The sequence below is a fragment of the Rhodovarius crocodyli genome, assembly GCF_004005855.1.
In the GTDB taxonomy this organism is placed as follows: domain Bacteria; phylum Pseudomonadota; class Alphaproteobacteria; order Acetobacterales; family Acetobacteraceae; genus Rhodovarius; species Rhodovarius crocodyli.
Genome location: NZ_SACL01000004.1, coordinates 524,363 through 544,459 on the forward strand (window position 1 = coordinate 524,363; position 20,097 = coordinate 544,459).

A 20,097-nucleotide genomic window follows, 5' to 3' on the forward strand; every position below is an offset into this window, starting at 1 on the left:
CCTCAGCCCGCCGCCGCGCGCGAAATCTCGGCCGGCGGGCCGAACAGGAAGCCCTGCGCCTCGTCGCATCCTTCACGCCGCAGCAGCTCCAGCTGCTCCCGCGTTTCCACGCCCTCCGCCACCACCTTCAGCCCCAGGCTCTTGCCCAGCGCGATCAGCGCCCGGATCGTGGCCAGCGCCTGCGGCCCGTCCTCCAGCCCCTGCATCAGCGTGTGGTCCAGCTTCAGGCAGTCCAGCGGCAGCTCACGCAGCGCCGTCAGCGACATGCTGCCCCGCCCATAGTCATCCATCGCGATGGAGACGCCGATGGCGCGCAACTTCTCCAGCAGGCGGGCGGTGCGCTCCGGGTCACGGCTGACGGAGGCCTCCGTGATCTCCAGCTCCAGCCGGTCAGGCGGCAGCCCGGCCTCGGCCAGCGCGTCGGCCACGGCCCGGTGCAGATCGGGCACCAGCTGCATGACGGACAGGTTGACCGACACATGCTCCCGCCCCGGCCATTGCGCGGCCTGGCGGCAGGCCTCGATCAGCACCCATTCGCCCAGGCGCGGCATCAGGCCGCTTTCCTCGGCCAGGGCGATGAAATCGGCGGGCGGTATCGGGCCGCGAACGGGATGTTCCCAGCGCAGCAATGCCTCCCGCCCCACGATCCTGCCCGACTGGGTCGAGACCTGGGATTGCCAGACCAGCCTGAATTGCCCGCGCGCCAAGGCATCGCGCAGTTCCTGCGTCATCCGGCGGCGCTCCCGCACCGCGTCCTCGGTCGCTTCCTCATAGAAGCGGATGCGTCGGGCGGGATTGGCCTTGGCCAGATGCATGGCCAGATCGGCGCAGGTGACGAGCGCGGTCGGCCCCTCGGCATCCTGGGGCATCAGCGCCACGCCGATGCTGCCGTCACAGACGATCTCGGTATCGCCGAGCTGAACCCGGGCCTGCAGCTGGCGGCGCAGCCTCTCGGCGAATTCGCGCGCCTCCTCGCGGTCAGGCACGACCGCGACGGCCGCGAACTCCCCGCCGCCGAAGCGCGCCAGGAACTCGCCCTCCCGCAGGGATTGGGCCATGCCGCGCGCCAGCGCGGCCAGCATGGTGTCGCCCGCGGCATGGCCATGCAGGCCGTTCACCTCCTTCAGCCGGTCGGCCTCGATCGCCAGCACCGCAATCTGGCTGCCGGGCCGCAGCTGAGAGGCGAGCTCATCCAGCCGCTCGAAGAAGGCCGCGTGCCGGGGCAGGCCGGTCAGCGTGTCGCGCTGGACCTCCAGCGGCTGCGGCGGCGGGGCGGGAGGCGGTGCCGGTGGCCGTTCCTCCAGCACGCGCAGGGGCGGAACCGCGGGCCCGGCCGCCGGCACCGGCATGGGCAGCCCGCCCAGCCCGAAGCCGCCCGCGGGCAGGCCACGCGCGACGCGTTGGCGCGCCTCCTCCTCCAGCAGCCGGTTGGCGCCGCCCACGCCGAACAGCAGCAGCGCAAGCCCGGTGATGGCCATGGCGAGCGTCAGGTGGCCCTCGCCGGCCGGGGCCGGCACGGCGGCCGCCAGCGGCAGCACCTCCATGGCCGCCATGCCGGTGAAGTGCAGGGAAACGATGGTCAGGATCACCAAGGCGACCGCCCAGCCCATCTGCCGCGTCGCGGCGGCGTGGAAGGCGGCGGCCCCGAACAGCAGCGCCATGACCACCGAAGCCACGACATAGGCCTGCGCCCACAGGATGATCCCCTGCACGGCGAAGGCCATCATCCCGATATAGTGCATGGCGACCACCGCCAGGCCGAACAGCGCCCCGCCCACCGCCGGCGCCCAGGCCAGGTCCCGGCGCATCGCGAGCGCCATGGAGGCCCCCGCCCCCACCACCGCGATCATGAAGGACACCCCGGTCAGCCTGGGTTCATAGGCGACGTCGAGTTCCGGCCGGTAGGCCAGCATCGCGACGAAATGGGTGCACCAGATGGTCGGCCCCGCCGCCATTGCGCCCAGCAGGCGCCAGGCGTCGCGCGCCTTGCCCTCGGCCTCCCGCATCTGCTGAAAGAGCCGGACCGTGACATAGGCTCCCAGCGCGCAGATCAGCGCGGCCAGTGCGACGACACGCAGGTCGTGTTCCTGCGTCAGGCATGTGAGTATCCGCATCGACGTCTCCCGGCCAACCGGATATCCGCGGGTTAATCCCGTCTGTCGTGAGTATTATCCAAGATACAACCTGCGGTCGAGCAATAACGACGCCTACCCGTTATTCCGCCCTACCCGGCCGCGAGAGTGAGGGAGGCTGCCGTCGGACGCTGCTGATTCATCGGCGCGGGCTGGCCGAACAGATAGCCCTGGACCTCGGTGCAGCCCTCCTGGCGCAGGAAGTCCAGCTGGGCCGGCGTCTCCACGCCTTCGGCCAGGATGTGGATGTTCAGGCTCTCACCCAGGGCCAGAACCGCCCGGATGATCGCCCGCGCATCCGGGCTCGCTTCCAGCTCCGCCATGAAGGAACGGTCGAGCTTGATCTTGTCGAAGGGGAAGGCCCGCAGGGTGGAGAGCGAGGAATAACCGGTTCCGAAATCATCCATCGCGATGCTGACGCCGAGCGCCTTCAGCTCCTCCAGCAGGCGCGTCGTGCGCCTCGGGTCGCGGATCATGGCGGTCTCGGTGATCTCCAGCTCCAGCCGGTCGGCCGACAGGCCGGAATCCGCAAGGGCGCGCGCCACCACGCGCGGCAGGTCGGCCACCAGCTGCACGGCGGAGAGATTGACCGCCACGCGGTGCTTCTGCTGCCAGGTCGCGGCCTCGCGGCAGGCCTCGCGCAGCACCCACTCGCCGATCGGCAGGATCAGCCCCGTCTCCTCCGCCATCGGGATGAACTCGCTGGGCGGGACGGCGCCGCGTTCCGGGTGCTGCCAGCGCAGCAGCACCTCATAGCCCGTGATGGCGCCGCCGCCGATGTCCACCTGCGGCTGGTAGTGAAGGCTGAACTGGCGCCTGGCCAGCGCGTCGCGCAGCTCCTGCATGGTCTTGCGGCGCTCCCGCACCGCCTGGTCCATCGTCTCCTCATAGAAGCAGATGCGCTTGGCCGGGTTGGCCTTGGCCCGGTACATGGCCAGGTCCGCGTTGCTCATCAGCACCGCGGAGGTGCGGGCATCCTGCGGCATCAGCGCAATGCCGATGCTGCCGCCGCACACCACCTCGACATGGCCGAGCGCCACGGGGGTGTTGAGCTGGCGGTGCAGGCGCTGCGCGAATTCATGCGCTTCGTCACGCCCGGCGACCGGCGCCAGGGCCACGAACTCATCCCCGCCCAGCCGGGCCAGGAACTCCTCACCCTGCAGGGCCTGGCGCATGCGCGTCGAGAGGGTGGTCAGCACCGTGTCGCCGGCGGCATGGCCGTGCAGGTCGTTCACTTCCTTGAAGCGGTCGAGGTCGATGGCCAGAAGCGCCATCTGCTGGCCCGGCCGCACGGTCGCCGGCATCACCTCGATCTTCTCCAGGAAGGAGGTGCGGTTGGGCAGGCCGGTCAGGCTGTCGTTGCGCGCCAGATGGGCGATGCGGCGCTCCTGCGCCAGGCGCGGCCGCACATCGCGCACGGAACGCACCACCAGCCCCTCCTCGGTCCGGGAGGCGAGCTCCACCGGGATGGGCTTGCCCTCGATCGGCAGCAGCGATGCGCGGATCAGGCGGTCCACCGGCAACTCGCCCTCATGCTCCAGATACTGGCGCAGCGGGGTGCCGATCAGCGCCTCCCGCGGGGTGTCCAGCAGGGTGCAGAGCGCGGCATTGACCTCAAGCATGCGCCCGTCGCGCTCGACCGCCATGCCGTCCACCGAGCCCTCGACGAGGGTGCGCAGGCGGCGCTGCGCGCGGAAGCGCGCCTCCTGGTCCAGCAGGCGGCTGGCGACGCCGGTGCCGAGCATGAGGAAGGCCACGCCCGCCACGCCCATGGCCAGCGCCCAGGTGGCCGAATCGTCGCTCTCCGTGCCGGCGGGGCCGAAGGGGATCACCTCCAGCGCGGCCATGCCCGTGAAGTGCAGGCTGACAATGGCCAGGACCAGCAGCACCGCCGCGCCCATCAGCCTGCCGCGCGCCGCTTCCCGGAAGGCCCAGGCGCCGAAGCCCGATGCCGCCGCGATCGAGAGCGCGACATAGGTCTCGGACCACAGCATGAGGCCCTGCACGCCGAAGGCGAGCATGCCCGTGTAATGCATCAGCGAGATCGCGAGGCCGAACATCGCACCCCCGAGCGTGGGGGCCGGCGCCCAGCCGCGCTGCACGCCCAGCACCAAGGCGAAGGCGGAGCCCAGAACCGCCACCGCGAAGGAGGCACCGGTCAGGCGCGGATCGAAGGAGACCGGGATGCCGGGACGATAAGCCAGCATCGCGACGAAATGCGTGCACCAGATGGTGGAACCGGAAGCGACCGCCCCCAGGAACAGCCAGGCACGCTGTGCCGGGCCCTCCGCATCACGCGTCTGCTGGTAGAGCCGGGCGGTGACCAGCGCGCCGAGGCCACAAATCAGCGCCGCGACCGCGACAAGCCACAGATCGTGCTCCTGCACCAGACAGGTGACGATGCGCATGGACAACTCCACAGTCCCCGCCACTGCCTAAGCACAACGCCCTGGCCGCCGCCACAGGGCACACATCACAACTACGCGTGGAAAGTTTCCGGCCCCTGAACGAAAAAGGGCGCCCCCGAGGAGGCGCCCCTGACATGTCACTGAAAGCGGAGGCTCAACGCATCGGCAGCGCGTAGAGCAGGCCGCCCTGGGTCCAGAGGCGGTTCGGGCCGCGCGGCAGGTTCACCGGCGTGCTCTCGCCCATGTGGCGCTCGTACATCTCGCCATAGTTACCCAGCGCCCGGACGATGTTGTACGCCCAGTTGCGGTCGATCTTGAGGCTCTCACCCAGCTCCGGCGTCACGCCCAGCAGGCGGCGGACATTGGCGTTGGTGCTGCTGCGGCGCAGTTCCTCGGCATTGGCGCGGGTCACGCCCAGTTCCTCGGCCTCGATCAGCGCGGTGGTGGTCCACCGGACCAGATCGTACCAGTCGTCGTCGCCGCGGCGGATATAGGCGCCGTAGGGCTCCTTGCTGAAGCGCTCGTCCAGGATGTTCCAGTCGCGGGGGTTGGGCATCACGGAACGGGTCGCGGCCAGCTGGGAGGCATCGGTGCCGAAGGCGTCGCAGCGGCCGGCCTGCAGGGCGGGAATGATCTGGTCCAGGCGCTCATACAGCACCGGGCGGAACGGCACGTTGATCGAGCGGAAGTAGTCCGCCGTCACCTGCTCGTTCGTCGTGCCCTGGGTCAGGCAGATGGTCGCGTCGCGCAGATCGCGCGCCTGGCGCACGCCGCTGTCGGCCCGCACCATGAAGCCATGGCCATCGTAGAAATAGGTGGTGATGTGACGCAGGCCGAGCGTGGTGTCGCGCAGCATGGTCTGGGTGGACGTGCGGAACAGCACATCCACCTCACCGGCGCCGAGTGCCGTGAAGCGCGTGGAGGAGGACAGCGGGACGAAACGCACCTTGGTGGGGTCGTTGAAGATGGCGACCGCCACCGCGCGGCACATGTCCACGTCCAGCCCCTGCCAGGCGCCGCGGCTGTCAGGCTGCGCGAAGCCCGCCACACCGGTGTGAATGCCGCAGACGAGCTGGCCGCGCTGACGCACCGCATCCAGCGTTGCCCCGGCGAAGGCGGGGGCGGCGGTGCCGAGAAGCGCGCACATCATCGCGCCGGCAGCCATGAGGCTCCGTTTGAGCATGAATATCTCCCTGTTGTTCCAGTCTCGACCGAGGACCGGCGTTTTCCCGCAAGTAGTGAACGCGGTCGCGCCATGGCGGGTCAAGCGTTCAGCCGGTGCGGGCGCGTGAAGTTAAGGCGGCAACGCCCGGACTGCTGCCGGGCGTTGCCTATTGTGCTGAAATAATATGCGATTTCAGCGGAAGGGCGGTGCGTACATCAGCCCGCCGCGGGTCCAGATCTCATTCTGGCCGCGCGGCATCGCCACGCTGGTGCTGGGGCCGAAATGGCGGTCGTACAACTCGCCGTAATTGCCGATCGCGCGGATGGCGTTCAGCGCCCAGGCGGGGTCGAGGCGCAGTGCCTGGCCCACCTCGGGCACCGCGCCCAGCAGGCGTCGGATGTTGGGGTCGGTCGCGGTGGTGCGCATCTGCTGCGCGTTGGCCGAGGTCACGCCGTTCTCCTCGGCCTCGATCAGCGCGAAGGTGAACCAGCGCACGATGTCGAACCAGTTCTCGTCGCCCCGGCGCACCACGATCGTGTAGGGCTCCTTGCTGAAGCGCTCGGGCAGGATCACCCAGTCATCGGGCTTGGTCAGGCCGGCGCGGGCGGCGGCCAGGCCCGAGGCGTCCATGCCATAGGCATCGCAGCGCCCGGCCTCCAGCGCGCGCACCACCTGCTCCTGCTCGGCGAACAGCACCGGGCTGATCTGCAGGTTCAGGCTGCGGAAGTATTCGGTGGTGATCTGCTCGTTGGTGGTGCCCTGCAGGATGCAGATGCTGGCGCCGGCGAGGTCGCGCACACGCTGCGCATTGGTGCTACGGCGGACCATGAAGCCGTGGCCGTCATAGAAATAGTTGGTGGTGAAGCGGATGCCGAGCGTGGTGTCGCGCAGCACCGTGTGGGTGCTGGTCAGGGTCAGCACATCCACCTCACCCGAGCCCAGCGCCGTGAAGCGCGTGGCGAAGGTCAGCGGCACGAAGCGCACCTTGGTGGCGTCGCCGAAGATGGCGGCCGCCATGCCGCGGCACAGGTCGGCCACCATGCCCACCCACTGGCCGCGCGAATCGATGGTGGCAAAGCCCGGGGTGGTGGTGTTCACCCCGCAATTGAGCGTGCCGCGCGCGCGCACGGCATCCAGCGTGCTCTGCGCGCGTGCCGGCGCCGCCAGCATGCCGAGGCCGAGCGCGGCCACTGCCAGAATCCTGAACATCCTGAATCTCCCGTTGTGGTTGCAGCATCGCGGAGCGGCGCGGCAACCGGCAAGGGGATTCACGCAGCCAGGATGAGATCGGACGCCTTCTCACCGATCATGATCGAGGCAGCATTGGTGTTACCGTTGATATGCATGGGCATGATGGAGGCATCGGCCACCCGCAGCCCGCCGATGCCGCGCACGCGCAATGCGGGGTCCACCACGCTCGCCTCATCCCCGCCCATGCGGCAGGTGCCGATGAAGTGGTGGGTGGTGCTGGAGATGGCGCGGATGCTGGCGACCAGCCCCGCGTCATCCGTCACCGCCGGGCCGGGCAGCAGTTCTTCCGTCACGTACCGCCGGATGGCCGGGTTGGCCATGATGTGCCGGATCCGCTTCGTGCCGCGCAGCAGCACCGTCAGGTCATGCGGGTCACTGAGGTAGCGCGGCCGGATGACCGGCGCATCGGCCAGGTCACGCGACCGCAGCGTGACCTCGCCCGTGCTGCTCGGCCGGCCCTGCCGGACAGTGAGGGTGAAACCCTCGCGCTGCGGCAGGTTGCCGGTATCGGGCATCAGTCCGATGGCCATGCCCATCTGCATGTCGGGCACCTCCATCCCCGGCTCCGAGGCGAAGAAGCCGCCGGTCGAGAAGGGCGTGTTGGTCAGGATGCCCTTGCGCTGGAAGATGAACTTCAGCACCGCCATGGCGCCCCGGATGGGCCGCGTATGGGCATAGGCCGTGGTGCCCGGGCGGCAGGCATAGTTCATCCGGTAAGACAGGTGATCCTGCAGGTTCCGCCCCACGGAGGGCCGGTCCAGCAGCGGCGTGATGCCGAGCGCCGACAGGGCGTCTGCATCGCCGATGCCCGACAGCATCAGCAGCTTGGGCGAATTGAATACGCCGGCGCTGACCACCGTCTCCCGCGCCGCGCGGATCTCGATGGCCTGCCCGTCCTGGCGCACCCGCGCGCCGGTGCAGCGCAGCCCGTCGAAGGTGAGGGCTTCGGCCTCGGCACGGGTCAGGATGGTGAGGTTCGGGCGCGACCGCGCGCTGTCCAGGAAGGCGCGCGCCGTGGACCAGCGCAACCCGTTGCGGGTGGTGGTGTCGTAGTGGCCGAAGCCTTCCTGGCTTTCGCCGTTGAAGTCGACGGGCGCGCGGAAACCCTCGGCGCGGGCGGCCTCCAGAAAGGCCTCGCAGACCGGCGGCACCGGGCGGCCGAGCGTGACCGTCAGCGGGCCGTCGCCGCCGTGATACGCGTCGGCGCCGCGCTCGCTGCCCTCGGATTTCCGGAAATAGGGCAGCACGTCGTCATAGCTCCAGCCGACGCAGCCCGCCTGGCGCCAATAGTCGTAATCGCGGGCATGGCCGCGGATATAGATCATGCCGTTGATGCTGCTGGACCCGCCGAGTGTCTTGCCGCGCGCGCAGAAGATGCGGCGGCCGTCGAGCTCGGGCTCGGGTTCCGAGAAGTAGTTCCAGTTATGCTGCGGCGCCTTCACGTTGCGCGCCACGGCACCGGGCACGCGCAGCAGCGGGTCACGGTCCGGGCCGCCTGCCTCCAGCAGCACCACGCGGTTCGCGGGGTCGGCCGAGAGCCGGTTGGCCAGCACCGCCCCGGCCGAACCCGCGCCGATCACCAGGAAATCGCACTCCATGCGCCCACTCCGTCCGTTGGGGGCATGATGCCCCTGCCCTGCCCCCGCACAAGCCGGGGCATGGCCGGAACCGCCCGGGCCGGGTTAGCCTGTGCCCATGATCGAGACAGAGCGCCTGCGCCTGCGCCCCTGGCGGCGGGATGACCGCCCGGCCTTCGCCGCCATGTGCGCCGACCCGGAGGTGATGCGGCATTTCGCCAAGACGCTGAACCGCGCCGAAGCCGACGAGTTTCTGGACCGGATGGAGCTGCGCCAGGCGGAAACCGGGTTGTCCTTCTGGGCAGTGGAACGGCTGGCCGCGCCGGGGATGATCGGCATGTGCGGCCTCGGGCGCATCCAATGGGCCGCCATTCCCTTCCCTGCCCTGACGGAGCCGCCGGTGGAGATCGGCTGGCGCTTCGCCACGGCGCATCAGGGCCAGGGCTATGCGCTGGAGGCCGCGCGCGCGGCCCTGGCCTATGGGTTCTCGCTTGGCCTGCCGGAGATCGTGGCCTTCACCATCCCGCCCAACACCCGCTCCTGGGGCCTGATGGAGAAGCTCGGCATGCGGCCCGACGGGCGCTTCGAGCACCCGCGCCTGCCGGAGGGCCACCCGATGCGCGAACACCTGCTGTACCGGCTGCGGAGGGAGGACAGGCCATGACGCGCGATCACGGGCTGGAGGAACTGCTGCGCGAGGAGCTGGGCGACGACCCCGCCGTTTCCGAGAAGGCGATGTTCGGCGGCCTCGCCTTCCTGTGGCATGGGCGGCTGCTGTGCGCGGCCCGGCATGACGGCATGCTGGTCAGGCTGGGCAAGGGGCAGGATGGCTGGGCGCTGGAGCAGCCCGACATCCGCCCCATGGCCGCGCGCATGCCCGGCTGGATCAAGGCCGGCCCCGATGCCTATGGCGACGACGCGCTGCGCGCGAAGCTGCTGGCCCAGGCCTTCGAGGTGGTGCGCGGGCTGGAATGAGCCTTACCGCTCAGCCTTCCCGCCTGCGGTAGCCTCCGGCCAGCGGCCGCGGCCATATGGGGGCGGGGATCAGCTCCGGCAGGTTTTCCGATGTCAGCCCCGTGGCGCCTCCGGCCGCCAGCAGCTCGGCCATCGCCCATTCCCAGGCGAAGGCGCCGGCATCCTCGGCCGCCGCGTGGCTGTGGGCGGGGCGCCAGCGCGCCATCGCCGGGCGCACCGTCATCGGGTCCAGCCCGGCCGCGCGCAGGCGCCGGGCCACCAGTCCTCCGGATTTGGGCTCGCCCAGGAACCAGCCCCGGGGTGACCGCCCTGCGGCTTCATAGAGGATGTACAGCCAGTCGGCGTCCCATCCGTTGGCCCCGGTGTCACTGGCCACCTCCAGCCCCGCCAGCGCGCCGTCCAGCACATCGCAGGCCTCATCGGGGGGCAGGCCCTCCTGGAGCAGCACTTCACGCGTCAGGCCATGGACGGGCTCGGCCGCTCTGTCCCAGCGCAGCGGCTCATCCAGCCAGGGCTGGATGGGGCGGATCAGGATGCTGCGCAGCGCCAGCGCCCAGCCGCCCTCGGCCTGCACCGGCTGCGCCCAGCCGATCTCGATCGGGAAGGAGCCCCCGGTAATGCCCGAGGCCTCGATATCCAGGAAAACCGGCGCTTCGCTCATGGCGCGATCATGGGCACGGGATGCACGCCCCGGCCACTGACATCAATGCGACGCGGGCGATGACGCGGCCGAGGTATCGATGATCCGCCCATCCTCCATCGCCACGATCCGGTCCGCGATGTCCAGGATGCGCGGGTCATGCGTGACCAGCAGGATGGGGGTGCCGCGCCGACGCGCGAGGTCGGACAGCAGGCGCACCACCTCCTGGCCCGAGGCGCGGTCGAGTGCCGCCGTGGGCTCATCGGCCAGCACCAGCCCGGGTTCGGCCACCAGGGCGCGCGCCACCGCCACGCGCTGGCGCTGCCCGCCCGAGAGCTGGGCGGGGCGCTTGTCCGCGTGCTCCGCGAGGCCCACGGCGGCCAGCATCTCCCCTGCCCGCTTCAGCCGGTCCGCGTCGTTCATGCCGCCATGCAGTTCCAGCGACATGGCCACGTTCTGCCGCGCCGACAGGAAGCCCAGCAGGTTGTGGTTCTGGAAGATGAAGCCGATGCGACGGCGCAGGGCCACGCGCGCGGCCTCCGAGGCGCCGCGCATCTCCTGGCCCAGCACCAGGCAGCTGCCCTCCTGCATGCCGCGCAGCGCGCCGATCAGCGTCAGCAGCGTGGTCTTGCCGGAGCCCGAGGGGCCGGTGAGGATCACGATCTCACCCGGTGCCACCGATAGCGAGACATCCTTCAGCACCGCCCGGCGCAACTCGCCGTCGCCGTAGCTGAAAGTGATGTTGGACAGTTCGAGGGGCTGATCCATCAGAACATGTCCGCGGGGTTCGCATCGCGCAGCTTGCGCATGGCCAGCAGCCCCGCCACGAAGCACATGCCGAAGATGAGCGAGAACACGCCCAGCGCCCGGTCGAGCGGCATGTGCAGCGGCAGGAAGGTGCCCTTGGCCACCACGTCATACAGCAGCAGCGAGGTGACGAGGCCTGGGATGAAGCCCACCACCGCCAGGATCACGGCCGCCCCCAGCACCACGCCCGAGAGATAGGCGTTGGAATAGCCCATGGCCTTCAGCGTGGCGTATTCGCTGAGGTGCCCCGCCACATCGGCGAACAGGATCTGGTAGACGATGACCATGCCCACCACGAGGCCCATGATGGAGCCGAAGACGAAGATGAAGCCGATGGGCGTGCCGTTCTCCCAATAGGCGCGCTCGGCGGCCACCAGCTCCTGATGGGTCAGCACCAGCACATCGTCGGGCAACAGGGTGCGCAGGCGCTGCTGCACGGTGGGAATGTCCGCGCCCGGGCGCAGGCGCAGCGCCACCAGGTCCGTCTGCGAGGCCTGGCGCGAGAAGATGCGGCGGAAGTTCAGCTCGTTCATCACCGCATTGCCGTCGGCGCCGAAGCTGGGTCCGATATCGACCAGCCCCACCAGCTCCAGCATCTTGGTGCCGAGCTGGACCTGGAAGGGGCCGTGGCGCTGGAACATCTCGTCCACCGGGCCGAATTCGGGGCGTGAGCGACGGTCGAAGGCGAAGGTGTCGGGGCGCGTCAGCGCGGGGGCCAGCGGGGCCAGCCCCTCGAACTGCACGGCGTTGGCCGTCACGTCCAGGCCGATGACCTGCACCATGCGGCGCTTGCCCGTCTCCGGGTTCCGCATGGAGGCCTGGGCCATGTAGATCGGCACCGCCCGCGCCACATCAGCATCCGCCAGCGCCTGAAAGGCCCGCGCGCGGGGAATGTGCTCCGGCCGGAAGCTCGCCTCCGTCATCGGGTGCATCAGGAACAGGTCGGAGCGCATGGAGTTCAGCAGGTTGGTGGCGCTGTCGAACAGCGCGCCCTTGAAGCCCAGCTGCATGAACACCAGCACGCAGGCGAACATCACCCCCGCCACGGCGGTCGCCAGCCGCGCACGGTCCGCCCGCAGCTGCCGCCAGGACAGCCGGACCGACAGGCCCAGCGCATCCAGCCGCCCGGCACGCGGCCGGATGACGGCGGCCTGCGCATCGGCCGGCCTCTCGTGGCGGGCGAAGCTGTCCATCAATCGGCCCGCTCGGGCGGGCGGATCGCGACCTGAACCTGCATGTTGCTGCGCCGGGCCAGCGCCACCCGCGCTTCCTCGGAAAGCGTCAGCCTGACTTCGAGCGTGCGCGCATCGACAGCCGCCACCGGGTCCGTGCCCGACTGCGCGGTGCGGCGCACCTGCCAGCCGATCTCACGCAGGGTCGCGGCATAGCGGCGGCTTTCGCCCGGCACCACGATCTCGGCGGGCAGGCCGACCGAGAGGCGAGGCACATCCGTCTCGTACACCTCGGCCACCACGTCGATGCGCGTCAGGTCCGCCATTTCCAGCACGCCGTCATTGCCCACCGCATCGCCCGTGCGGGCATGGATGCGCAGGATGGTGCCGGCGATGGGGGCGTAGACGCGCGACAGGGCCGCGTCGGCGATGGCCTTGGCCAGCGTCGCCTCGGCATTGGCCACCCGCGATTCGGCCAGCTGAACATCCTCGCGCCGGGCGCTCGAGAGGGTTTCGAGCGCTGCCTGGGCCTCGGATTGTTCGGCGGCCGCGCGCTGGGCCGCGAAGCGGTTGCGCTCGGCCACCGCCTCGGCCCCGGCACCCGAGGGAACCAGCCTGTCCGTGCGGCTCGCATCGCGGCGGGCGATCTCGGCGGCCGAGGTCAGGGCCTGGATGCGGGCGCGCTGGGCCGCGATCTCACTGGGGCGGCCGGCGGCCACGGTGCGGTCCAGGCTCGCGCGCTGCTCGGCCAGGGCGGCCTCGGCGCGCAGCACCTCGGCATCCTTCAGGGGTGCGTCGGCGAATTCGGCCAGCAGCTGGCCCTCGGTGACGACATCGCCCTCCGCCACCAACAGCTTCGAGAGGCGGTTCACGTTCATGCCGCCCGGCGCGGCCAGGCGGCGGATGCGGCTGGCGGGCTCCACCCGCCCCAGCGCGCCGACGCCCACCCCTGCCAGGGAGCGCGGCAGCGAGGCCACCACCGGGGGTGCCGGCGGCGGGCCCGGTGGCCGCGCCTCCTGCGCCGTCAGCTTCCAGGTGGCGCCGGCGGCCACGGCCACCCCGGCCACGGCGAGGACGATCATCAGCTTCGAGCGCTTCATCTCAGGCGGGCTCCAGCAGGCTCAGCAGGGTCTCGTGCAGGGCGGCGAGATCGGCCGCGTCGGGACGATACATGCCGAAAACATGGTTCATGAACAGCCCGTCGCAGGCCGCCATCACGGCCAGGCCACGGCCAGGCTTCAGGCCATCGGCCCGCAGGCGGGCGCGGATGTCATCGGTGAAGAGGCGCACGGGCTCCAGCAGCTCCGGGAAATGGTGGTGGGCCGCGAGCAGGATGGCGGCCGAACGTTCGGCATCCTCGGCCTCATGGCATTCGGTCGCGAATTGCCAGGCGATGACGGCCCGGGCGACGCGGCCCGTGCCTTCGGGAACACTGGCGAGGGTCGCCTCGAACTGGCCGCGGATGTTGTCCGTCAGCCGCTCGATCATGCCGCGCAGCAGGGCTTCCTTGCTGGCGAAGTGGTAAAGCAGCCCGCCCTTGGAGACCCCGGCCTCACGCGCCGCGGCGGCAAGCGTCAGGGCGGGCACGCCCTGCTGCTGCACGATGCGCTCCGCGGCATCCAGGACGCGGGTGCGGGTGTCCGTTTCTGGTGGGCGGTCGGGCATGCGATGTCGATATACCGTCCAGCCGGTACAGTTCAAGGGACTCGCAAGCCGCGCGCCTTCACGGCATAGGGAGAAGATGAGCCAAGCCCCTGTTCCGCCTCCCGTCCCGCCCGGCGTCATCGGCCACAACCGGTCGAACCTGACGCCGCATTACGCCATCTTCCCGCCGATCGGGATCATGGATTCCTTCCTGCCGGGGCTGGAGCGCTGCATCCTGCGCTTCATGACCTCCCCGCGCATGGGCGCGCATTTCGCGGAGGCCATGGTGATCGTGGCGCCGGGCGGCGGCACGATGGAGCCGATCGACGACGGGCTGCAGCACTTCCTCTATGTGCTGTCCGGTGAGCTGGAAGTCGGGCTCGGCAAGAAGAAGCGCAGCCTGGTGCCCGGCGCCTATGCCTTCGCGCCCGAGGGCACGAAGCTCTCCTTCTCCAACAAGGGCGATGCCGAGGCGCGCGCCCTGTGGGTGAAGAAGCCCTATGCCGCGCTGAAGGGCGTGAACCCGCCCAAGCCCAAATTCGCCCATCGCGACGACGCCCCGCGCCAGGACGTGAACGGCCGCTATCGCTATTTCCTGCTGGGCACGCCCGGCGAGATGGCCTTCGACTTCGAGATGAACGTGATGGGCTTCGGCACCGGCACGCATTTCCACTGCGTCGAGACCCACATCATGGAGCACGGCCTGTACATGCTGACGGGCCAGGGCCTTCAGCTGCTGGGCCGCGACTGGCACGAGATCTGGGAAGGCGACTTCATCTGGATGGGCCCCTATGTGCCGCAGCAGTTCTACGCCACCGGCTGGGCGCCGGCGGAGTACCTGCTTTACAAGGACGTGAACCGCGACGTGGAATTCTGAGGCGCGTCAGGCGGCGGCATCCAGCCGCCGCCAGCCCTCATAGACCACCTCACGCGCGATGAGCCCGGCGCGCATGTGAAAGACATGCAGCAGGCTGAGCTCCACCCGCGCGCCCACCGGGAACGGCGCGTTGACCATGCCGGGGCCCGTCAGCGTCAGCCGCACCAGGCATTCATCCACCACCCTGTCCTCGGTCGCGAAGCGGTCGCGGGGCTCGATCTCGATGTCGGCCATCGAGGCGAACATCGCGCGGTAATTCGCCTCGATCTCCGCGTGGCTGGCGAAGCGCAGGCCGCGGGTCGGCACCTCCAGCACGACATCATCCGTGTACAGGCCCATCACGGAGGCCGGGTCCTGGGCCTCGCCGCGGATATGCGCGTCCACGGTGGCGATGTTGCGTTCGATCGGGGTCATGGGATCCTCTGGTTAGTCAGATTGCCTGACTTCTATTTTAGTCAGATAATCTGTCAATACCATGAATGAACCATCCCCCCCTTCCCTGGGCTTCCTGCTCCGCAACGCCTATGCCGCGCTTGCCGAGCATGTGTATGGCCAGTTGCCGGATCGTGGCTTCCCCGAGATCCGGCGCGCCCATTCCTCCCTGCTGCGCCATATCGCGCCGGGCGGGTCGCGGCTGACGGAGCTGGCCGCCGCCGCCGGCATGGCCAAGCAGAGCATGGCCTATCTGGCGGACGACCTGACGGCGCTGGGCATGCTGGAGGCCGTGCCCGACCCGCGTGACGGGCGCGCCCGCCTGCTGCGGCTGACCGCGCGCGGCCGCAAGCTGTACGAAACGCTGGTCGCCCTCAGCGCCGAGGCCGAAAGCAGGCTGGAGGCGGAGTTGGGCGCGACCGGGATCGCTGCCCTGCGCCATGGCCTGACGCAGACCATCGCGCGCTTCCCGCCCGGGCTGGGCTGACCCTACCGCACGGTCGGACCACGGGCGTCTACCGCCCGGGGCGCAACACTTAGCCGCCGCCGACCGGCCGGTAGGTCGAAGTTTTTGCGCAAACCTGTGCGCATCCCCCTTCCCCCGGTTGACGCGCGCCCGCACTCGGACAAGGCTGCACCACCCACCAAGGAGGAAATCATGCCAATGAGGAGTGCACGATGACCAACGCGTTCATCGTGGGTGCCTATGAGCACCCCACCCGCAAGGCCGAGACCAAGTCCACCGCCCAGCTTCATGCCGAGGTCGCCTTCGGCGCCCTGCAGGACGCCGGCCTGACCGTCGACGACATCGACGGCTACATGTGCGCGGGCGATGCCCCCGGCATGGGCCCGCTGTCCATGGTCGAGTACATGAACCTGCGCAAGCTGCGCTATGTGGACAGCACCGACACCGGCGGTTCCTCCTACGTGATCCACGTCGGCCACGCTGCCGACATGATCAAGGCCGGCAAGGCCGACTGCATCCTGATCACGCTGGCCGGCCGGCCGCGCGCCGAAGGCATGCAGACCGGCACCGCCGTGCGCAGCGCCGGCTCGGGCGTGCCCGATGAGCCCTTCGAGCTGCCCTTCGGCCGCACCATCGCCACCATGCATGCCATGGTCGCGCAGCGGCACATGTACCAGTTCGGCACCACCTCCGAGCAGATGGCCTGGGTGAAGGTCGCGGCCAGCACCCACGCGCAGTACAACCCGCACGCGATGCTGCCGAAGGTCGTCACGGTCGAGGACGTGGTGAACTCGCCCATGATCGCCGACCCGCTGCACCGGCTGGACTGCTGCGTCATCTCCGACGGCGGCGGCGCCGTGATCGTGGCGCGTGAGGAAATCGCCCGCAAGCTGAAGCGCCCCCTGGTCAAGGTGAAGGGCTATGGCGAGCACGTGAAGCACCAGATGGCCGGCCAGGTGGACCTGACCTATTCGGCCAGCGTGCAGTCCGGCAAGACCGCCTTCTCGATGGCCGGCTGCAAGCCGTCGGACATCAAGTACGCCTCCATCTACGACAGCTTCACCATCTCCGTGATCGTGCAGCTGGAAGACCTGGGCTTCTGCGAGAAGGGCCAGGGCGGCCGCTTCGTCATGGACGGCAACCTGATCTCGGGCGTCGGCAAACTGCCGTTCAACACCGATGGCGGCGGGCTGTGCAACAACCACCCGTCCAACCGCGGCGGCATGACCAAGGTGATCGAGGCCGTCCGCCAGGCGCGCGGCGAAGCCCACCCGGCCGTGCAGGTCAAGGACCACTCGCTGACGCTGGCCAACGGCAAGGGTGGCAGCCTCTGCACCCGCCACGGCTGCGGCACCGTCATCCTGGAGGCTCTGTGATGCCCACTCCCGCATTCGACCGCGTCCCGGCCGCCCCCAACGAGGATCCGGACAACAAGCCGTTCTTCGATGCGGCGCGTGAAGGCAAGCTGCTGCTGGGCCTGTGCAAGGACACCGGCAAGCACTTCTTCTACCCGCGCGGCGTCTCCCCCTACACCCTGTCCTCGAACGTCGAGTTCGTGGAGAGCAAGGGCGTGGGCGAGATCTATTCCTGGTCCGTCCAGCGCGGCAAGGAGCCCTACTGCCTGGCCTATGTCACGCTGACCGAGGGCGTGACCATCATGACCAACATCGTCGACACCGACCTGGACGCCGTGAAGGTCGGCCAGAAGGTGAAGCTGGTGTTCAAGCCCACGAATGGCGGCGCCCCGGTGCCGATGTTCACGCCGGCCTGAAGCTGATGCTTCGATGAAGGGGGCGGGAACGATCCCGCCCTTTTCTTTTGCGTCGCATTACAAACAAAACAAGAACAATACCCTTCCAAAAAAGCGAAAATCCCCTCATTATGCACGCATAGGTGGTAAGGCCAGGCAGGACGCACGGCAGCCACGCAGGATGCAGTGCATGACGGTCACGCTCGCCCGCCGATCCCTCGCCTCCGCCGGGCAGCAGCTGAACGATACCAGCGACTACGCGGATCTCTCGGCGGACGGGCTGTATCTGGTCTTTCAGTCCGATGCGACGAACCCGTCGCTGGCCGACACCAACGGCGTGACGGATATCTGGCGACAGAACCGCGGCACGGGCGTGCTGGAACGTGTCTCGGTCTCCGCCTCCGGCGTCGAGGCGAACGGTGCCTCCTATGGCGCGGCCATCAGCGCGGACGGGCGCTATGTCGTCTTCACCTCGATGGCGACCAACCTCGTCACCGGCGACACCAACGGCTTCGCCGACATCTTCCGCAAGGACATGCAGACGGGCGCCGTGCTGCTCGTCTCCCTGAACACCGTCGGGGCCGCGGCCAATTCCGTGTCGTATGGCGCGGCCGTCAACAGCGACGGGCGCTATGTCGCCTTCCTCTCGGCCGCCTCCGACCTGGTGGCGGGCGACACCAACGGTCTGATCGACGTCTTCCTGCGGGACATGGTGACGGGCCAGGTCCGGCTCGTTTCCCTGACGGCGGATGGCCGCCAGGCCAATGGCAGCGCGCTCAACCGCGTCTCCATCTCGGCGGATGGCCGCTATGTCGTGTTCGACAGCAATGCGGGCAATCTGGTCGGCACCGACACCAACGGCCGCGACGACGTGTTCGTGAAGGACATGCAGACCGGCACCGTCACCCGCGTGACGGAGGGCGCCAACGGCGAGCAGATGGGCGGCGGCTTCGAGGGCACGCTCAAGCCCGTCATCTCCGCCGATGGGCGCTATGTCGTCTTCGCGACCAAGGCCGCGCTGCTGGGGGCCGACACCAACGGGGTGATGGATGTCTACCGCAAGGACCTGCTGACAGGTGCGGTCGCGCTGGTCAGCACCGGCTCCAGCGGGGTGGCGGGCAATGGCGACAGCTATGACGCCGATATCTCGGGCGACGGGCGCTATGTGACCTTCACCTCGCTCTCAAGCACCTTCGCCGCGGATGACCGACCCGTCTCGGCCGACATCTTCCGCAAGGATCTGCTGACGGGCGAACTGCTGCTGATCTCCATCGCGACCACCGGGGCCACGGCCTTCGGTGAATCGACCCATTCGGTGATCAGCAATGATGGGCTGACGGTCGCCTTCGCCTCCACGGCGCCCGATCTCGTCAGCGGCGACAGCAACGCGGTGCAGGATGTGTTCGGCGCCGAGATCGGCGCGCCGCGCGGCACCCAGAACGGGACAGCGGGCAACGACACGCTGCATGGCGGCAGCGATGCCGACAATCTGTACGGCTTGGGCGGCGACGACGCGCTCTATGGCCATGACGGGAATGACTGGCTCGAAGGTGGCGCGGGCGACGACCTGCTGGATGGCGGCGCGGGCGCCGACGTGATGATCGGCGGCACCGGCAACGACCAGTATCTGGTCGACTCTCCCGCCGACCGCGTCATCGAATATGAGGACGAGGGCACCGACACCGTCTGGTCCACGGCCGACGACTACACCCTGCCCTCTCATATCGAGATCGGACGGCTGTTCGGCACCGGCGCCTCGCTGGGCGGCGGCTCCACCCCGGTGCAGCTGGTGGCCAACCCGCTGCTGGCCAGCACCCTGCGCGGGGGCACCGCCGATGACGTGCTGTGGGGCGGCCCGCAGGACGACACGCTGGATGGCGGCGCGGGTGACGACATCCTGCGCGGCGGTGCCGGCAACGACACCATGATCGGCGGCACCGGCAACGACCAGGCCGTGATCGACGACCTGGGTGACCGCTTCGTCGAATACGCGGATGAGGGCATCGACACCGCCTGGGTGACGGTCGATGGCTGGACCCTGCCCGTGAATGTGGAGATCGGCCGGCTGGCGGGCACCGCCACCTTCCTCAAGGCCAGCGAGGGCTATCAGCAGCTGGTCGCGAACCCGCTTTACGCCAGCCGGCTGGAAGGCGGCACCGGCGACGACGTGCTGTGGGGCAGCGAGTTCGACGACACGCTGATCGGCCATGACGGCAACGACATCCTGCGCGGGGGGCCGGGCAACGACACCATGGTCGGCGGCAAGGGCCACGACCACTACATCGTGGACGACCTGGGCGACGTGATCTGGGAGGAGGCGGACGAGGGCTATGACACGGCCTGGGTGTCGGTCACCGGCTACTGGGTCTCCCCCAACATCGAGGTCGTCTATCTGGCCGGCACCGCCACCCTGGTGCATGGCAGCCCGACAGGTGAGAACCTGGTGGCCAACCCGCTCCTCGGCAGCACGCTGGACGGGCGCGGCGGCAACGACATCCTCTGGGGCTCGAACTTCGCCGATGTGCTGGATGGCGGCGAGGGCGACGACATCATGTACGGCTATGGCGGGGCGGACATCTTCGCCTTCAACATCCCGAACTGGGGCCGCGACCAGATCTCGGACTTCCGCCGCGCGGAGGGTGACAAGCTCTATATGGTGGGCAGCGGCGTCACCGCGCTCAGCCAGTTCAGCGTGACCGTGGCAGGCGGCAACACCTCCCTGCGCTACGGCGACAACGAGATCTTCCTCTACAACGTCACCGACATCCAAGCCTCGGACTTCGTGTTCCATTAGCCACATT

Annotated in this window: 18 protein-coding genes; 7 read left to right on the top strand and 11 right to left on the bottom strand. The window is 69.3% G+C overall.

Annotated elements, in window-relative coordinates:
* Positions 1-2: 2 nt before the first annotated feature.
* The 5 genes from EOD42_RS14780 to EOD42_RS14800 form a co-directional block, all read right to left on the bottom strand.
* A complete protein-coding gene (locus tag EOD42_RS14780; RefSeq protein ID WP_127788300.1) occupies positions 3-2,114 on the bottom strand; it encodes a putative bifunctional diguanylate cyclase/phosphodiesterase in 2,112 nt (703 codons plus the stop codon).
* Positions 2,115-2,224: 110 nt separating this feature from the next.
* Positions 2,225-4,540: a bifunctional diguanylate cyclase/phosphodiesterase gene (locus tag EOD42_RS14785; RefSeq protein ID WP_127788301.1), complete on the bottom strand. Its 2,316-nt coding sequence runs from the start codon at positions 4,538-4,540 to the stop codon at positions 2,225-2,227.
* Between the two features lie 154 nt (positions 4,541-4,694).
* Complete coding sequence (locus tag EOD42_RS14790) at positions 4,695-5,723, bottom strand: amino acid ABC transporter substrate-binding protein (protein WP_127788302.1); 1,029 nt, start codon at positions 5,721-5,723, stop codon at positions 4,695-4,697.
* 174 nt (positions 5,724-5,897) lie between these two features.
* Positions 5,898-6,914, bottom strand: a complete 1,017-nt coding sequence (locus EOD42_RS14795; protein ID WP_127788303.1) for an amino acid ABC transporter substrate-binding protein — start codon at positions 6,912-6,914, stop codon at positions 5,898-5,900.
* A 59-nt stretch (positions 6,915-6,973) separates the two neighbouring features.
* Positions 6,974-8,554 (bottom strand): GMC family oxidoreductase, encoded by a 1,581-nt coding sequence (locus tag EOD42_RS14800; RefSeq protein WP_127788304.1) that lies wholly within the window; start codon positions 8,552-8,554, stop codon positions 6,974-6,976.
* A gap of 97 nt (positions 8,555-8,651) precedes the next feature.
* Here EOD42_RS14800 and EOD42_RS14805 point away from each other — a divergent pair, with 97 nt between their 5' ends.
* Entirely contained in the window at positions 8,652-9,197 is a 546-nt protein-coding gene (locus EOD42_RS14805; protein ID WP_127788305.1) for a GNAT family N-acetyltransferase, read from the top strand.
* Positions 9,194-9,508, top strand: a complete 315-nt coding sequence (locus EOD42_RS14810) for a cold-shock protein (protein WP_127788306.1) — start codon at positions 9,194-9,196, stop codon at positions 9,506-9,508. The genes EOD42_RS14805 and EOD42_RS14810 overlap by 4 nt, the downstream gene beginning before the upstream one ends.
* Before the next feature lie 10 nt (positions 9,509-9,518).
* Here the strand turns inward: EOD42_RS14810 and EOD42_RS14815 are convergent, their stop codons facing one another.
* Genes EOD42_RS14815 through EOD42_RS14835 form a run of 5 tightly spaced genes read right to left on the bottom strand, consistent with a single transcriptional unit; the run spans position 9,519 to position 13,792 of the window.
* Positions 9,519-10,169, bottom strand: coding sequence for a hypothetical protein (locus EOD42_RS14815; RefSeq protein WP_127788307.1), 651 nt, complete (start codon positions 10,167-10,169; stop codon positions 9,519-9,521).
* Between the two features lie 42 nt (positions 10,170-10,211).
* Positions 10,212-10,916 (bottom strand): ATP-binding cassette domain-containing protein, encoded by a 705-nt coding sequence (locus EOD42_RS14820; protein WP_127788308.1) that lies wholly within the window; start codon positions 10,914-10,916, stop codon positions 10,212-10,214.
* On the bottom strand, positions 10,916-12,148 hold the full coding sequence (gene devC, locus EOD42_RS14825; RefSeq protein ID WP_127788309.1) for an ABC transporter permease DevC: 1,233 nt from the start codon (positions 12,146-12,148) through the stop codon (positions 10,916-10,918). Before devC ends, EOD42_RS14820 begins: the two co-directional genes overlap by 1 nt.
* Complete coding sequence (locus tag EOD42_RS14830) at positions 12,148-13,227, bottom strand: HlyD family efflux transporter periplasmic adaptor subunit (RefSeq protein WP_127788310.1); 1,080 nt, start codon at positions 13,225-13,227, stop codon at positions 12,148-12,150. Before EOD42_RS14830 ends, devC begins: the two co-directional genes overlap by 1 nt.
* A gap of 1 nt (position 13,228) precedes the next feature.
* Positions 13,229-13,792 carry a TetR/AcrR family transcriptional regulator gene (locus tag EOD42_RS14835; protein WP_127788311.1) on the bottom strand — a complete coding sequence of 188 codons (564 nt, stop codon included), beginning with the start codon at positions 13,790-13,792 and terminating at the stop codon, positions 13,229-13,231.
* A 76-nt stretch (positions 13,793-13,868) separates the two neighbouring features.
* On the opposite strand from EOD42_RS14835, the gene allE reads away from it, so the two are divergent.
* Positions 13,869-14,648 carry a (S)-ureidoglycine aminohydrolase gene (gene allE, locus EOD42_RS14840; RefSeq protein WP_127788312.1) on the top strand — a complete coding sequence of 260 codons (780 nt, stop codon included), beginning with the start codon at positions 13,869-13,871 and terminating at the stop codon, positions 14,646-14,648.
* A 6-nt stretch (positions 14,649-14,654) separates the two neighbouring features.
* Here allE and EOD42_RS14845 read toward each other — a convergent pair whose 3' ends face one another.
* On the bottom strand, positions 14,655-15,062 hold the full coding sequence (locus EOD42_RS14845) for a nuclear transport factor 2 family protein (protein WP_127788313.1): 408 nt from the start codon (positions 15,060-15,062) through the stop codon (positions 14,655-14,657).
* A gap of 61 nt (positions 15,063-15,123) precedes the next feature.
* On the opposite strand from EOD42_RS14845, the gene EOD42_RS14850 reads away from it, so the two are divergent.
* The 4 genes from EOD42_RS14850 to EOD42_RS14865 all read left to right on the top strand — a co-directional run bounded on the left by EOD42_RS14850 (position 15,124) and on the right by EOD42_RS14865 (position 20,090).
* Positions 15,124-15,567, top strand: coding sequence for a MarR family winged helix-turn-helix transcriptional regulator (locus tag EOD42_RS14850; RefSeq protein WP_127788314.1), 444 nt, complete (start codon positions 15,124-15,126; stop codon positions 15,565-15,567).
* 191 nt (positions 15,568-15,758) lie between these two features.
* Positions 15,759-16,922, top strand: coding sequence for a thiolase domain-containing protein (locus EOD42_RS14855; RefSeq protein ID WP_127788315.1), 1,164 nt, complete (start codon positions 15,759-15,761; stop codon positions 16,920-16,922).
* On the top strand, positions 16,922-17,317 hold the full coding sequence (locus EOD42_RS14860; protein WP_127788316.1) for a Zn-ribbon domain-containing OB-fold protein: 396 nt from the start codon (positions 16,922-16,924) through the stop codon (positions 17,315-17,317). Before EOD42_RS14855 ends, EOD42_RS14860 begins: the two co-directional genes overlap by 1 nt.
* Before the next feature lie 169 nt (positions 17,318-17,486).
* A complete protein-coding gene (locus EOD42_RS14865) occupies positions 17,487-20,090 on the top strand; it encodes a PD40 domain-containing protein (protein ID WP_164867950.1) in 2,604 nt (867 codons plus the stop codon).
* Positions 20,091-20,097 lie beyond the last annotated feature (7 nt).

Bases quoted from the DNA above. Each gene is read 5' to 3' on its own strand.
- EOD42_RS14780 (WP_127788300.1), bottom strand. From the start codon at position 2,114: ATGCGGATACTCACATGCCTGACGCAGGAACACGACCTGCGTGTCGTC.
- EOD42_RS14785 (WP_127788301.1), bottom strand. From the start codon at position 4,540: ATGCGCATCGTCACCTGTCTGGTGCAGGAGCACGATCTGTGGCTTGTC.
- EOD42_RS14790 (WP_127788302.1), bottom strand. From the start codon at position 5,723: ATGCTCAAACGGAGCCTCATGGCTGCCGGCGCGATGATGTGCGCGCTT.
- EOD42_RS14795 (WP_127788303.1), bottom strand. From the start codon at position 6,914: ATGTTCAGGATTCTGGCAGTGGCCGCGCTCGGCCTCGGCATGCTGGCG.
- EOD42_RS14800 (WP_127788304.1), bottom strand. From the start codon at position 8,554: ATGGAGTGCGATTTCCTGGTGATCGGCGCGGGTTCGGCCGGGGCGGTG.
- EOD42_RS14805 (WP_127788305.1), top strand. From the start codon at position 8,652: ATGATCGAGACAGAGCGCCTGCGCCTGCGCCCCTGGCGGCGGGATGAC.
- EOD42_RS14810 (WP_127788306.1), top strand. From the start codon at position 9,194: ATGACGCGCGATCACGGGCTGGAGGAACTGCTGCGCGAGGAGCTGGGC.
- EOD42_RS14815 (WP_127788307.1), bottom strand. From the start codon at position 10,169: ATGAGCGAAGCGCCGGTTTTCCTGGATATCGAGGCCTCGGGCATTACC.
- EOD42_RS14820 (WP_127788308.1), bottom strand. From the start codon at position 10,916: ATGGATCAGCCCCTCGAACTGTCCAACATCACTTTCAGCTACGGCGAC.
- devC (WP_127788309.1), bottom strand. From the start codon at position 12,148: ATGGACAGCTTCGCCCGCCACGAGAGGCCGGCCGATGCGCAGGCCGCC.
- EOD42_RS14830 (WP_127788310.1), bottom strand. From the start codon at position 13,227: ATGAAGCGCTCGAAGCTGATGATCGTCCTCGCCGTGGCCGGGGTGGCC.
- EOD42_RS14835 (WP_127788311.1), bottom strand. From the start codon at position 13,792: ATGCCCGACCGCCCACCAGAAACGGACACCCGCACCCGCGTCCTGGAT.
- allE (WP_127788312.1), top strand. From the start codon at position 13,869: ATGAGCCAAGCCCCTGTTCCGCCTCCCGTCCCGCCCGGCGTCATCGGC.
- EOD42_RS14845 (WP_127788313.1), bottom strand. From the start codon at position 15,062: ATGACCCCGATCGAACGCAACATCGCCACCGTGGACGCGCATATCCGC.
- EOD42_RS14850 (WP_127788314.1), top strand. From the start codon at position 15,124: ATGAATGAACCATCCCCCCCTTCCCTGGGCTTCCTGCTCCGCAACGCC.
- EOD42_RS14855 (WP_127788315.1), top strand. From the start codon at position 15,759: ATGACCAACGCGTTCATCGTGGGTGCCTATGAGCACCCCACCCGCAAG.
- EOD42_RS14860 (WP_127788316.1), top strand. From the start codon at position 16,922: ATGCCCACTCCCGCATTCGACCGCGTCCCGGCCGCCCCCAACGAGGAT.
- EOD42_RS14865 (WP_164867950.1), top strand. From the start codon at position 17,487: ATGACGGTCACGCTCGCCCGCCGATCCCTCGCCTCCGCCGGGCAGCAG.